The 13,302-nt window shown below is 64.0% G+C and carries 14 protein-coding genes; all 14 read right to left on the bottom strand.

Annotated elements, in window-relative coordinates; all coding sequences use genetic code 11:
• Positions 1 to 51 precede the first annotated feature (51 nt).
• The 14 genes from fusA to FYJ28_RS03990 all read right to left on the bottom strand — a co-directional run bounded on the left by fusA (position 52) and on the right by FYJ28_RS03990 (position 13,271).
• The gene (gene fusA / locus FYJ28_RS04055; RefSeq protein WP_055239343.1) at positions 52 to 2,166 is read right to left on the bottom strand and encodes an elongation factor G; all 2,115 of its coding nucleotides are present in this window, start codon (positions 2,164 to 2,166) and stop codon (positions 52 to 54) included.
• Positions 2,167 to 2,278: 112 nt separating this feature from the next.
• Positions 2,279 to 2,749 (bottom strand): 30S ribosomal protein S7, encoded by a 471-nt coding sequence (gene rpsG / locus FYJ28_RS04050; RefSeq protein ID WP_055239342.1) that lies wholly within the window; start codon positions 2,747 to 2,749, stop codon positions 2,279 to 2,281.
• Between the two features lies 1 nt (position 2,750).
• Entirely contained in the window at positions 2,751 to 3,125 is a 375-nt protein-coding gene (rpsL, locus tag FYJ28_RS04045; RefSeq protein WP_055239341.1) for a 30S ribosomal protein S12, read from the bottom strand.
• 333 nt (positions 3,126 to 3,458) lie between these two features.
• Positions 3,459 to 4,250, bottom strand: coding sequence for an IclR family transcriptional regulator domain-containing protein (locus tag FYJ28_RS04040; RefSeq protein ID WP_154578375.1), 792 nt, complete (start codon positions 4,248 to 4,250; stop codon positions 3,459 to 3,461).
• Between the two features lie 19 nt (positions 4,251 to 4,269).
• On the bottom strand, positions 4,270 to 4,950 hold the full coding sequence (locus FYJ28_RS04035; protein WP_154578374.1) for a 3-oxoacid CoA-transferase subunit B: 681 nt from the start codon (positions 4,948 to 4,950) through the stop codon (positions 4,270 to 4,272).
• The gene (locus FYJ28_RS04030) at positions 4,947 to 5,630 is read right to left on the bottom strand and encodes a 3-oxoacid CoA-transferase subunit A (RefSeq protein ID WP_055239338.1); all 684 of its coding nucleotides are present in this window, start codon (positions 5,628 to 5,630) and stop codon (positions 4,947 to 4,949) included. The genes FYJ28_RS04035 and FYJ28_RS04030 overlap by 4 nt, the downstream gene beginning before the upstream one ends.
• Before the next feature lie 7 nt (positions 5,631 to 5,637).
• A complete protein-coding gene (locus FYJ28_RS04025; RefSeq protein ID WP_055239734.1) occupies positions 5,638 to 6,840 on the bottom strand; it encodes a thiolase family protein in 1,203 nt (400 codons plus the stop codon).
• Between the two features lie 115 nt (positions 6,841 to 6,955).
• Positions 6,956 to 7,366: a 4-carboxymuconolactone decarboxylase gene (gene pcaC / locus FYJ28_RS04020; RefSeq protein WP_326831499.1), complete on the bottom strand. Its 411-nt coding sequence runs from the start codon at positions 7,364 to 7,366 to the stop codon at positions 6,956 to 6,958.
• A gap of 45 nt (positions 7,367 to 7,411) precedes the next feature.
• The gene (locus FYJ28_RS04015; RefSeq protein ID WP_326831498.1) at positions 7,412 to 8,212 is read right to left on the bottom strand and encodes an alpha/beta fold hydrolase; all 801 of its coding nucleotides are present in this window, start codon (positions 8,210 to 8,212) and stop codon (positions 7,412 to 7,414) included.
• Positions 8,209 to 9,606, bottom strand: a complete 1,398-nt coding sequence (locus FYJ28_RS04010) for a lyase family protein (protein WP_154578372.1) — start codon at positions 9,604 to 9,606, stop codon at positions 8,209 to 8,211. Before FYJ28_RS04010 ends, FYJ28_RS04015 begins: the two co-directional genes overlap by 4 nt.
• 4 nt (positions 9,607 to 9,610) lie before the next feature.
• Positions 9,611 to 10,174, bottom strand: a complete 564-nt coding sequence (pcaG, locus tag FYJ28_RS04005; RefSeq protein WP_055239334.1) for a protocatechuate 3,4-dioxygenase subunit alpha — start codon at positions 10,172 to 10,174, stop codon at positions 9,611 to 9,613.
• Positions 10,174 to 11,031: a protocatechuate 3,4-dioxygenase subunit beta gene (gene pcaH, locus FYJ28_RS04000; RefSeq protein ID WP_055239333.1), complete on the bottom strand. Its 858-nt coding sequence runs from the start codon at positions 11,029 to 11,031 to the stop codon at positions 10,174 to 10,176. The genes pcaG and pcaH overlap by 1 nt, the downstream gene beginning before the upstream one ends.
• Before the next feature lie 134 nt (positions 11,032 to 11,165).
• A complete protein-coding gene (locus tag FYJ28_RS03995) occupies positions 11,166 to 12,362 on the bottom strand; it encodes a 4-hydroxybenzoate 3-monooxygenase (protein WP_055239332.1) in 1,197 nt (398 codons plus the stop codon).
• Between the two features lie 123 nt (positions 12,363 to 12,485).
• Entirely contained in the window at positions 12,486 to 13,271 is a 786-nt protein-coding gene (locus FYJ28_RS03990; protein WP_154578371.1) for an IclR family transcriptional regulator, read from the bottom strand.
• Between the last annotated feature and the right edge of the window lie 31 nt (positions 13,272 to 13,302).

Here is a 13,302-nt window from a genome sequence, read left to right as displayed (position 1 = left end):
GACGGGCCACACACGGCCGGCGTTCCGGATGTCCGGAACGCCGGCTTGGTCTTACTCGCCGCGCGTCTTCTGGATGATCTCGTCGGCTACTGCCTTCGGGACCTCTGCGTAGCTGTTGAACTGCATCGAGTAAACGGCGCGGCCCTGGGTCTTGGACCGCAGGTCACCGATGTACCCGAACATGCCGGACAGCGGAACGAGGGCACGAATGACCTTCACGCCGCTGGCGTCTTCCATCGACTGCATCTGCCCGCGGCGCGAGTTGATGTCACCGATGACTTCACCCATGTATTCCTCAGGGGTGCGGACTTCGACATCCATGATCGGTTCCAGAAGAACCGGGCTGGCCATCTTCGCAGCTTCCTTGAAAGCCTGGCGGCCGGCGATCTTGAACGCCATTTCGGAGGAGTCAACATCGTGGTAAGCGCCGTCAATCAGCGTTGCCTTGATGCCCACCACCGGGTAGCCGGCGAGGATGCCGTCGTTCAGGGCGCTCTGGATGCCCTGGTCAACGGAGGGGATGTACTCGCGCGGAACACGGCCACCGGTGACCTTGTTGTCGAACTCGTACAGCGCACCTTCTGCAGTATCCAGCGGCTCGATGGCAATCTGGATCTTTGCGAACTGGCCGGAGCCACCCGTCTGCTTCTTGTGCGTGTAGTCGTAGCGCTCGACCGTACGGCGAATCGTTTCGCGGTAGGCAACCTGGGGTTTGCCCACGTTTGCCTCAACCTTGAACTCGCGGCGCATGCGGTCCACCAGGATGTCCAGGTGGAGCTCGCCCATGCCGGCGATGATCGTCTGGCCGGTGTCTTCGTCGAGGGAGACCTGGAAGGTCGGGTCCTCTTCGGAGAGCTTCTGGATGGCCGTGGAGAGCTTCTCCTGGTCACCCTTGGTCTTCGGCTCGATTGCCACGGAGATGACGGGCTCGGGGAAGCTCATCGATTCCAGGACGATCGGGTTCTGAAGGTCGCACAGGGTGTCGCCCGTGGTCGTATCCTTCAGGCCGATGGCTGCATAGATGTGACCGGTGGTGATTTCATCCACCGGGTTCTCCTTGTTGGCGTGCATCTGGAAGAGCTTTCCGATGCGCTCCTTCTTCTGCTTGGTCGAGTTCATGACCTGGGCGCCGGAAGCAGCCTTGCCGGAGTAAACGCGGATGTAGGTCAGACGGCCGAAGAACGGGTGCGTCACAACCTTGAATGCCAGTGCGGAGAACGGAGCATCAGCGTCAGCGGCGCGTTCGAGGATGACCTCTTCGTCGCGGATGTCGTGGCCCTTGATGTTCGGGACATCGAGCGGGGACGGCAGGAAGGCGACGACGGCGTCAAGCATCGGCTGAACGCCGCGGTTCTTGAACGCGGAACCACACAGCACCGGGTAGACCTCGGAGTTGACGGTCAGCTTGCGGATACCGGCCTTCAGTTCCTCAACGGTGAGTTCTTCACCTTCGAGGTACTTTTCCATCAGCTCTTCGCTGGCTTCGGCAACGGTTTCAACGAGCTTGGCGCGGTACTCTTCGGCCTTTTCCTGCAGGTCTGCGGGGATCGGCTCAACTTCGTACTTGGCGCCCATGGTCACGTCGCCCTTGGCGTCGCCGCGCCAGGTCAGTGCACGCATTTCGAGGAGGTCAACAACGCCCTCGAATTCGCTTTCAGCACCGATCGGCAGCTGGAGGACCAGCGGCTTGGCGCCAAGGCGGTTGATGATGGTGTCGACGGTGAAGTAGAAGTCGGCGCCCAGCTTGTCCATCTTGTTGACGAAGCAGATACGCGGAACGTTGTACTTGTCAGCCTGGCGCCAGACAGTCTCAGACTGCGGCTCCACGCCTTCCTTGCCGTCGAATACGGCTACGGCGCCGTCAAGCACGCGCAGGGACCGCTCAACCTCGACAGTGAAGTCAACGTGACCCGGCGTGTCGATGATGTTGATCTGGTTGTTGTCCCAGTAGCACGTGGTAGCTGCGGAGGTAATGGTGATACCCCGCTCCTGCTCCTGTGCCATCCAGTCCATGGTCGAAGCGCCGTCGTGCGTTTCGCCAATCTTGTGGTTGACACCGGTGTAGAACAGGATGCGCTCGGTGGTGGTGGTCTTGCCGGCATCAATGTGCGCCATGATGCCGATGTTGCGGACCTTGTTGAGGTCGGTAAGCACGTCCAGTGCCACGGTTACTCCCTAGTTTTGGTTCTGGCCCCGCCGGTCACCTATTCGGCCTTCGGCCCTGGGCCCGCCGAAGCGGGCCGCAGGGCCTTGGCTGAAAAGATGTACGTGGTGCTTATTACCAGCGGTAGTGGGCGAAGGCCTTGTTGGACTCGGCCATCTTGTGGGTGTCTTCGCGACGCTTCACAGCAGCACCAAGACCGTTTGAGGCGTCCAGGATTTCGTTGCGCAGACGCTCAGTCATCGTCTTCTCGCGGCGGGCCTTGGAGTAGCCAACCAGCCAGCGCAGGGCCAGTGCGGTTGCACGGCCCGGCTTGACCTCAACCGGAACCTGGTAGGTGGCGCCACCGACACGGCGGGACTTGACCTCAAGGCTCGGCTTGATGTTGTCCATGGCCTTCTTCAGGGCTGCAACCGGATCCTGGCCGGTCTTCTCCTGTGCGCCTGCAAGTGCACCGTAAACGATGCGCTCTGCGGTGGACTTCTTGCCGTCGACGAGGACCTTGTTGATCAGCTGCGTGACCAGCGGGGAGCCGTAGACGGGATCGACTGCGAGCGGCCGCTTGGGGGCCGGACCCTTGCGGGGCATATTACTTCTTCTCCATCTTCGCGCCGTAGCGGCTGCGAGCCTGCTTGCGGTTCTTGACACCCTGGGTGTCCAGTGCGCCGCGAACGATCTTGTAACGGACACCGGGCAGGTCCTTCACACGACCACCGCGGACCAGCACGATGGAGTGTTCCTGCAGGTTGTGACCCACACCGGGGATGTAGGCAGTAACTTCCACGCCGCCGTTGAGGCGGACACGGGCTACCTTGCGCAGAGCCGAGTTCGGCTTCTTCGGGGTGGTGGTGTAAACACGGGTGCACACACCACGGCGCATCGGGCTGCCCTTAAGGGCAGGAGCCTTGGTCTTGGAGACCTTGGGTGAGCGGCCCTTGCGGACCAGCTGCTGAATCGTAGGCACTTATCAGTTCTCCGTTTTATCTCGAGAAAAATTCTCTGGTTGCGCTTGCTCCGGCCGGCTTGACGCAGGTCACGGAGCGAGGCTTTTCAAAGTTGTTGCCGCAGTACCCCCGAGACGTTCCGTGATCCGAAGCGACCGTAGGCGTGCAAAAGTGTGGCATTCGTTGCACAAGAACCCTGCAACCCGGAAACAGGCCCCCACCCGCGCCCCGGAGACGGAATCCAGGAAACATGCGAGCGGCCTTCATCCACTGCCACACAAACAATTATTAACAGTCTAGCAGACATCCCGGCAGACTTAATCCGGGGCTGCCGGGCCCCGCGGGAGCCGGTCTCAGCTACGGGCTGCCAGCGCCTGGGTGATCTTCCGTGACGCCTCCTGCAGCTGGGGCAGCACCTGCGCCGCCGCCTCCTCCAGTGTAGGCCCGTCCAGGCCCAGGGTCGCCTGCATCGAGGTATTCAGCGCCGCGATCACTTCGCCGCCGGGGCTGAAGATGGGCACCGCCACTGAACGCAGTCCCCGTTCAAGCTCCTGGTCCACCACGGCCCAGCCCTGTTCGCGGACCCGGCCCACTTCACGGCGCAGGGCCGCTTCATCGGTAATAGTGCGCTCGGTCAGGGGAACCAGTTCCACCGCGGCGAAGTAGGCGTTGAGTGCTTCGGCGTCCAGTCCGGCCAGCAGCACCCTGCCCATGGAAGTCGCATAGGCGGGGAAGCGGGTACCAACGGTAATACCCACGGTCATAAGCCGGCGGGTATGAATCCTGGCAACGTAGACAATCTCGTTTCCGTCCAGGATCGAGGCAGAGGTCGATTCGTGGATTTCCCGCGAGAGATCCTCCAGGAGGGGCTGTGCCAGCTGGGGCAGCGACTGCCCGGCCAGGTAGGAATAACCCAGCTGCAGCACCAGGGCCGTGAGCTCGAAGCTGCGTCCGTCCGTGCGGACATATCCCAGTTCCACCAGGGTCAGCAGGAACCGGCGGGCGGTTGCCCGGGTAAGGCCGGTGCGGCGGGAGACATCACTCAGCGTCATCTGGACGTGTTCTGCGTCGAAGGCCCGGATGACAGCCAGGCCGCGGGCCAGTGACTGGACGAACTGGTCACTGGCCGCGATGGTTTCGCTCATGTCTCCCCCGCTGATGGTCTTAGTCGGTACCGGCTGACGGGCCGATCAACGGCACGTCCACCTTCGCGGCAAGCTCCTCGAAGCTGATCCCGTAGGTCTCGCGAACGTGGACCCCGTCCTCCTTCAGGAGAAAGACCGCCTCATTAGTGTAAACGCGGGTGACGCAGCCAACACCGGTGAGCGGGTAGGAGCACTCCGCCACGAGCTTGCTCACGCCCTCGCGGGTGAACAGGGACATCATCACGTAGACATCCTTGGCGCCGGTGGCGAGGTCCATGGCACCACCGACGGCGGGAATCGCATCAGGTGCGCCGGTGTGCCAGTTGGCGAGGTCGCCTGTGGCAGACACCTGGAAGGCCCCAAGGACGCAGACGTCCAGGTGTCCCCCGCGCATGATCGCGAATGAATCCGCGTGGTGGAAATAGGACGCACCGGGCAGTTCCGTGACCGGGATCTTGCCTGCGTTGATGAGGTCACCGTCGATTTCCTCGCCGCGGGCCTCAGGACCCATGCCCAGCATGCCGTTCTCGGTGTGGAGGGTGACATGCTGCTCAGGCTTGAGGTAGTTGGAGACCAGGGTCGGCTGGCCGATGCCCAGGTTGACGAAGGAACCCGGCGCAATGTCCCCGGCAACGAGTTCTGCCAGGGAGTTGCGGTCCAGTTTTTCGCTCACGATGGTATTCACTGCCTTCTCGCTCATGCTGCTGCCGGTTCTTTTTCGCGGGATACCTGGACCAGGCTGTTGACGTAGATGCCTGGAGTCACGACGGTTTCCGGATCGATCCCGCCTACTTCCACGATCTGGCGCACCTGGACAATTGCGTTCTTTGCCGCTGCCGCCATGATCGGGCCGAAGTTGCGGGCAGTCTTGCGGTAGATCAGGTTTCCGGCTTTGTCAGCTTTAAGTGCCTTCACCAGCGCGAAGTCCGCGTGCAGAGGAGTCTCGAAGACATAACCGCGCCCGTCGATGACACGGGTTTCCTTGCCCTCCGCCAGCGGAGTGCCGTAGGCGGTGGGGGTGAAGAACCCGCCGATGCCGGCTCCGGCGGCGCGGATGCGTTCAGCAAGGTTGCCCTGCGGCACCAGTTCCAGCTCGATCTCCCCGGCACGGAACTTCGCATCAAAGATCTGGCTGTCGGACTGCCTCGGGAAGGAGCAGACAATTTTCCGGACGCGGCCGGCGCCGATGAGTGCCGCCAGTCCCTCTTCTCCGTTGCCGGCATTGTTGTTCACGACCGTCAGGTCTGTCGCTCCCTGGCGCAGCAGCGCTTCAATGAGCTCAACCGGCTGTCCGGCTTTGCCGAATCCACCGATCATCACGGTGGCTCCGTCGTAAATCGGTGCGACGGCTTCGTCGACATCCTGCAGTATGTTCAGCACGGTTCTCCTAGGCGTTGATGTTTTCGAGTACGACGGCGAGGCCCTGCCCGACGCCGATGCAAATGGCTGCGACGCCCCACCGTTCGCCGGTGGCTTCGAGCCGGCGGGCGAGTGTGCCCAGGATGCGGGTGCCGGAGGCGCCCAGCGGATGCCCGATGGATACGGCGCCGCCCCAGGCGTTGACGATGTCCGGGTCGATATCCCACGCATCAAGGCAGGCCAGCGACTGTGCCGCAAAAGCCTCGTTGAGTTCCACAGCACCGACGTCACCCCAGGAAATCCCCGCGCGCTTCAGCGCGGTATTTGCTGCTTCGACGGGTGCGTAGCCGAAGAACTGGGGCTCATTGGCCGCAGCGCCCCGGCCTGCGATCCGGGCCAGGGGCGCCAGGCCCAGCATCCCCGCTGCTGCTTCACTGCCCAGCCATGCGGCGGAGGCTCCGTCGTTCAGGGGCGAGGCGTTGCCCGCCGTGACCGTGCCGCCGGCAGGCGAATCGGAGACCGGACGGAAGACCGTTTTCAGGGTTGCGAGTTTTTCCACCGTGGAACCGGCACGGATGCTTTCATCCCTTGCCAGGTCTGCGCCGTCGACCGCAATGGTGAGGTTCGCGTAGCGGCCCTCATCCCAGGCGCGGGCTGCCGCCTCATGGGACTTCGCGGCGAATTCATCCTGGCGTTCTCGGGTGATTCCGTATTTTTCACGCAGCTGCTCGGTGGCTTCGCCCAGCGAAACTGTCCATTCCCTGGGCATGTTCGGGTTCACCAGGCGCCACCCGAGGGTGGTGGACGCCAGGGTCTGGTCGCCGGCGGGGAACGGCTTCTCATTCTTGGGGAGCACCCAGGGCGCCCGGCTCATGGATTCAACACCGCCCACCAGCATCAGGTCGGCCTCTCCCGTGTTGATCTGGCGGGAAGCGATCATGGCGGCATCGAGTGAGGAACCGCAAAGGCGGTTCACCGTCGTGCCGGGAATTGATACCGGGAGACCTGCAAGCAGCGTGGCCATCCGCGCCACATTTCGGTTTTCCTCACCGGCACCGTTTGCGTTGCCAAGGATGACTTCGTCGATCCGTCCTGGATCAAGTTCCGGTGCGCGGGACACCGAGGCCTGAATCACCTGCGCAGCGAGGTCGTCGGGCCGGATGCCTGCAAGGGCACCGCCAAAGCGCCCGAACGGAGTGCGGACGGCGTCATAAATGTATGCCTGGTTCACCATGGCTCCTTTGGCTGGTTCCTGTACGCATCGTTCCGGGCAAAACCCGAATGTTCATTCAGCGAACATGCGTACAAGATGCGAATTTATCCGAGATCGGCTGTTTGTGCCAGCCTTATTTCTCAGCGGCGTCGAGTTCCCTGAAGACGTTCTGCGCCGTCTTGAAGGCCGCGTTGGCGGACGGCACGCTGCAGTAGATGGCGGACTGGAGCAGGATTTCCTTGATCTCGTCCCGGGTCAGCCCGTTGCGCAGCGCTGCACGGACATGCATGGCGAGTTCTTCCAGATGTCCGTGGGCGATGAGCGCGGTGAGCGTGACGGCGCTGCGCATCTTCCGGTCCAGTCCGGGGCGGGTCCAGATGGTCCCCCAGGCATAGCGGGTGATCATGTCCTGGAAGTCGCTGGTGAAGTCATCCTTGGCTGCGTTGGCGCGGTCCACGTGGGCGTCACCCAGGACTTCGCGGCGTACCGCCATGCCCTCGTCGTAGATTTCCTGCTGGGTCTTGGCGCTGGAGGATTCGTTCACTGTGTTGCCTGTTCTCTGGACTTCAGGGGTACTCGGATGCGTTGGTTACTGTGCCGTGCGGAAGAAGCTGCCAAGCAGTTCGGCGGTATCGGCCGGCTGTTCGGCAGGCACCAGGTGGGCGGCATCGGGGACGACGGCGGAACGGCCGCCTGGTACGCCGTCGGCGATCAGTTCGGCGAAGGATGCAGGCGTCACCGCATCTTCGGCGCCGGTCACGGCCAGGACCGGGACCTGGATCTCCGCCAGCCGGCTACGGACGTCGAAGGCAGCCAGGGCCTGGCAGCAGAAGGCGTAGGAGAACCGGTCGGCGTCTTGGAGGGAGTGAAGCAGTGCCGCGGAGGCGCCCTTCTCGCGTTCGATGAACCCTTCGGCGAACCAGCGCTGGGCCGAGCCAATCAGCACCGCGGGCGTGCCCTGGTTCCGGACGGTCTCGGCGCGGGCTTCCCAGCTGTCGGCGTCGCCGATCTTCGCGCCGGAGCACAGGATGGCCAGGGACTTGAAGGTGGACGGGAAGTCCAGTCCCAGCTGCAGGCCCACGGCTCCGCCCAGCGAGACACCGGCGTAGTGCAGCTCCTGTGCCGCGGAGATATCGCCGGCAGAGACGGCGGCTTCCACAAGCCGGGATACAGCGGTGGCCAGTTCTTCCATGGAGAAGCCGTCGGCGGCGGCCGGGCTGTTTCCGTGTCCGGGCAGGTCCCAGGCGATGACGGTGAAACCATCCAGCAGCGCCGCGGTGCTGGCCCAGAGTGCAGTGCCGGAGGTGCCCAGGGAAGGGCCGGCGATCAGCACGGGTGCAGAGGGGCCTGCGTTGGAGAGCTGGGTTGCTTTGATCTGCGGGACGCTCACGCGTTGTTCCTTCCGGGGTAGGCCGAGATAATTCGTTCGATCAGTGCGCTGGACTGGCCGACGTAATTTGCCGGGTCCAGCAGCTCCTTGATTTCGGCATCGCTGAGGGCTTCGGCCGGAACCGCCGAGCGCAGCAGCGCAGCGAAGTCCTCGCCTGCCAGCGAGCGGGACACCAGTTCCTGGACCTTCTTCTTTCCCTGGCCCGGCGTACCGGCGTCCAGCAGCGGGGCCACGCGTGCCATGACCTTCTCGCTGACAATGAGCGGGCCGGCGAGGGAGAGGTTCCCGGCAACAGCGTCGGTATGGACCTGCAGACCGCTGGTGAGTTCGGCGAGTTTGGCTGCTGCTCCCCCGGCCAGCCGCAGCAGCTGCCGCAGTGCCTGCCATTCGACATGCCAGGATCCGCCGGGACGCTCATCGTCGGCGGCGCCCGCGGCAGCCTGCAGCATCGCTGCGTAGCCGGGGGCGGACAGGGCAGCGCTGCGGATCAGCACCGAAAGAACGGGGTTCTGCTTCTGCGGCATGGCGGAGGATCCGCCGCGTCCGGCTGCCCGGGGCTCGCTGACTTCTCCGATCTCCGGCCGGCTGAGGAGCAGAACGTCGTTTGAAACCTTCCCGGCGGCAGCCAGCAGGTCCGCCAGGGCTGTGCCCAGAGAAGTGACCGGAAGCCGGTTGGTCTGCCACGGAGCCACTGGATCGGCGAGGCCAAGGCGGGCGGCGAGCTCGGCAGCAAGATCGAGCGGCGACGCCTGGGTCCCTTCAACCGTCGCGGTGAGCGCTGCCATGGTGCCCGATGCTCCGCCCCACTGCAGGGGCAGCGACGCAGCTGCACTCTCCAGCGCCGCCGTTGCCTGCCCAATTCCGTGGAGCCACTGGGCTGCCTTGAGCCCGAAAGTGGACGGGAGCGAATGCTGGGTGAGGGTGCGCGCCACGCTGAGGGTTTCGGCGTGGCCGCGTGCGAGGGCGGCCAGTCCCGCCTGGGCCCGGTAGGCGTCGGCGAGGATGGTTTCCAGCGCCCGCGCAGACATCAGCATGAGTGCTGTGTCCAGGATGTCCTGGCTGGTGGCAGCTTTGTGAATTGGTCCCACTGCTGCTGGAGCTTCTTCGCGGACAATTGCCCGGAGGTCTGCGAGCAGCGGAATGACGGGGTTACCGCCGCCCTGCGCCCGGGCTGCCAGGTCCGCAATGTCATAGCGGGCGGCCTGGCAGGCCGGGGCAACGGCGTCGGGAACATGCGCATCGATCAGGCCCGCGGAAGCGAGCACCCGCAGCCACTCGAGTTCGACGTCGAGCATCGCCTGCAGCAGCGCCTCATCAGAGGTCAGCGCGGCTGCGCGGGTGCCGGCCCATGCCGGCGACAGGAGTCCGTAGTCGGCAGTTTCCGCAGAGGCCAAGGGATTACGCTTCCGGGTAGGCGAGGAAGACGGTTTCGTCTTCGCCCTGCAGCTTGATGTCCCAGCGCAGTCCGCCGTCGGCTTCGCGGGTGGCGATCAGGGTGCGGCGGCGGTCCTCCGGGAGGGAGGACAGCAGCGGATCGCTGGCCAGGGCAGCTTCGTCTTCCGGCAGGTACATCCGGGTGTGGAGCTTGTTCAGCAGGCCGCGGGCAAAAATGACCACCGAGATGAAGGGCGCCGATCCTTCTTCGGTTGGCCCGGGGTTGACCGTGGTGAACGTGTAGTTGCCGGTGTTGTCAACGGGGACCCGGCCCCAGCCGGTGAACGTGTAGCCGTCACGGACCAGCGAACCGGTCTTCTGCGGAATGTTGCCGTCTGCGTCGGCCTGCCAGATCTCCAGCAGCGCGTCGGGAATCGGGTCTCCGGCTCCGTCACGGACTGTTCCCTGCAGCCGGATCGCCCCGGGCAGGCCCGGGGCCAGCAGTTCCCCGCCCTTCTCGAAGGGGAGGGCATAGCCGTAGAAGGGACCAATAGTCTGGCCGGGCGTGGCGGTGAGTTTCTCGCTCATTACTCTGCGTCCTCTTCTTCCATCCAGGTGCGGTTGCTGCCGGTCAGCACGATGTCCCAGTTGTAGCCGGTGGCCCACTCATGGGAGGTGATGCCGTGATCGTAGGTCGCCACGAGGCGGTCGCGGGCTTTCTGGTCGGTAATGGACTGGTAGATCGGATCCAGTGCGAAGAGCGGATCACCCGGGAAGTACATCTGGGTGATCATGCGCTGGGTGAAGTCAGTCCCGAAGAGGGAGAAGTGGATGTGTGCCGGGCGCCAGGCGTTGAAGTGGTTCTTCCACGGGTAGGGGCCGGGCTTGATGGTGGTGAACTCGTAGGAGCCGTCATCACCGGTAATGGCACGGCCGACACCGGTGAAGTTCGGATCGATCGGCGCCGGATGCTGGTCCCGCTTGTGAATGTAGCGGCCGGCAGAGTTGGCCTGCCACACCTCGATCAGCTGGTTGCGGACCGGACGGCCATCGCCGTCGAGCACCCGTCCGCGCACAATGATGCGCTCACCCAGGGGCTCACCGTTGTGCTGGATGGTCAGGTTTGATTCCAGGGGATGCACGTCCTGGTGCCCGAACGCCGGCGACCACAGCTCAATGGTCTCCGGGTCGGTGTGGTGCAGGTTCTTGGTGGGATGGCGCAGCAGCGAGCTGCGGTAGGGACGGAAGTCCACGCGCGGCTGGGTTTCCTCAGCAGCACCGTTTTCCACGCCCTTCCGGTACGCTTCGTGGATTGTCCGGATCTCATCGGAGATCTGGTCCTGCGATGCCTCAGCGGCATCGAGCCGCTCGATGACATGGCTGTCCGCGAAGAGGTCTTCCGCAAGCGCGGAACCGTTGTCCGTGTCCATGGTGTTCTCGTCCATGGTCCTTCTTCCTGTCAGGGCAGGACGCGTCGCTGCGTCCCGCGATGGGTAGGCATCCCGTGGATGGAACCCACAGTACACCCGTGTTCACTCTTAGTACAGACGTTCACAATGTGAACATTTGCTGACGGACCCTAGTGTTCCGGCCAGCCGGTGTAGGCCTCGGCAAGGTACGCCTGGCCGTGGCGGGAAGACACGACGCCGTTCAGCTCACCCAGCGCGCGCTTGCGCTCGAAGTCCGTGGCATCTGGACGGGTGTGCAGCATCGAAGTCATCCAGTAGGAGAAGTTCTGCGCCTTCCATACCCGCTGCAGGGCCTTGTCGCTGTAACCGTCAAGCAGGTCCGCGGACTTTGTCGCATAGAAGGAATCGATGGCCTCATGCAGGACCTTGACGTCAGCCAGGGCCAGGTTCAGGCCCTTGGCACCGGTGGGGGGAACGGTGTGCCCGGCATCGCCGGCCAGGAACATGTTGCCGTAGCGCAGCGGCTCGCAGACGTAGGACCGGAACTTCAGGACGGTCTTTTCGAAAATGGGACCGCGCTTGAGCTGGAATCCGTCCGGCCCGTCGACCCGTCGCTGCAGTTCATTCCAGATCTGTTCATCGCTCCAGGCATCAGCATCCTCGTTGGGATCGGACTGGAAATACATGCGCTGGACGTTGTCATTGCGCTGGCTGATCAGCGCGAAGCCGTGCTCGGAGTTCGCATAGATAAGCTCGGGCGCGCTGGGCGGAGCTTCGGTGAGGATGCCGAACCAGGCGAACGGGTATTCGATGAAGTTGTCCGTCCGCAGCTCCCTGGGGATGGAGCGCTTGCAGATGCCCTGGGAGCCGTCAGCGCCAACCAGGATGTCGCAGTGGATTTCGAAGTCGGCTCCCTCAGCGTCCGTGAAACGGATCTTGGGCACGGACGTCGTCTGGTCCAGGACTTCAGTGTCGCTGACCGCATAGCGGACGTCTCCGTTGTCCCGCTCCCGCGCTGCGGCGAGGTCCACGAAGACCTCGTTCTGCGGGTAGAGCCAGACGGACTCCCCCACCAGGTCTTCGAAATCGATCCGGTGGCTTTCCCCGCCGAAGCGCAGGTCGATTCCGTCATGCTTGTAGCCGTCGGTCAGCACACGCTTGCTGACGCCGCCTTCGGTCAGCATCCGGACGCTGCCGTGTTCCAGGATGCCTGCACGGTGGGTGGTGCGGATGGTTTCGTGGTCACGCTTTTCCACGACAATGCTCTCGATGCCGGACTGGGCCAGCAGGTGGGAGAGCATCAGTCCTGCAGGACCACCTCCGACTATGCCGACTTTGGTCTTCAGGACGGTACGGACTGCAGCCAATGCAGGACTCCTTTAATGCGGGCAGGCGGATCGGGGGCGCGGAACGCCTTTCTCCAGTGTGAGGACCGGCACAATCCCGGCGCGAGCCGTTTCCCATTCAATGAGAACAACTCCCCCGGAGTCCTAGTCCGCGGGGCCCTCATTACGCGGACCGGCTTCTGAAGCAGCAGTGCCAAGGCCCCGGGAGATCCCCCGCGCAGCCGTCATGAGGGCAGGTACCGTGGCTGCCGTGTTCTCCTGCCCGCGCGGCACCACCACACCCAGCGCTGCGACGGCGGACCCCTCGGGACCGAAGACAGGTACCGCGATTCCGGTGGTGTCCGGGTCTACGACGCCGGGCAGCGTGGCGCACCCCTCCCGGCGGATCCCGGCCCACTGCCGGCGCAGGACGTCTGCTGCCGGGAACGGGCGCGGTGCATCACGGTGCCGCTTCAGGAATTCCTCCTGCACATGGCGGGGCGAATGCGCCATCAGGACCATTCCCGAGGAGGAGATGTGCAGCGGCAGGCGCCCTGCCACTTTTGCAAAGTTGGAGACTGATCCGCGGCTGGAAAGGCGCTCGATGAAGAGGACCTCATCCTCCTGGAGCACGGAGAGCTGCGTGTGCTGGCGGATGACTGCCTGGATGTCTTCCATAAAGGGCATCGCCACCTGTCTCAGGTCCAGGGCAGATGAACTGCGGCTGGCAAGTTCCCACAGCCGCAGGCCGAGCCGTAACTCACCTGACGTCGTCCGCTGCAGCAGACCCAGGGAAACCAGTTCCCCGGCCAGCCGGTGGGCGGTGGACAGCGGCAGTCCTGCCCTGCGCGCAAGCATGGCGACCGGCATTGCGGGGCGCACGGCGTCGAAAGCCGAGATCACGCGCACGATGCGCTCCGCCATGGAGTCGCCGGAGGGGGAATTGGCCATACCAGTACTTTGGCATACGACGGCGGTGCCT

The sequence above is a fragment of the Arthrobacter sp. BL-252-APC-1A genome, from assembly GCF_009696625.1.
GTDB lineage: Bacteria > Actinomycetota > Actinomycetes > Actinomycetales > Micrococcaceae > Arthrobacter_B.
The sequence above is the reverse complement of the archived record's forward strand: the minus strand, read 5'-3'. Positions and strand labels throughout refer to the sequence as shown.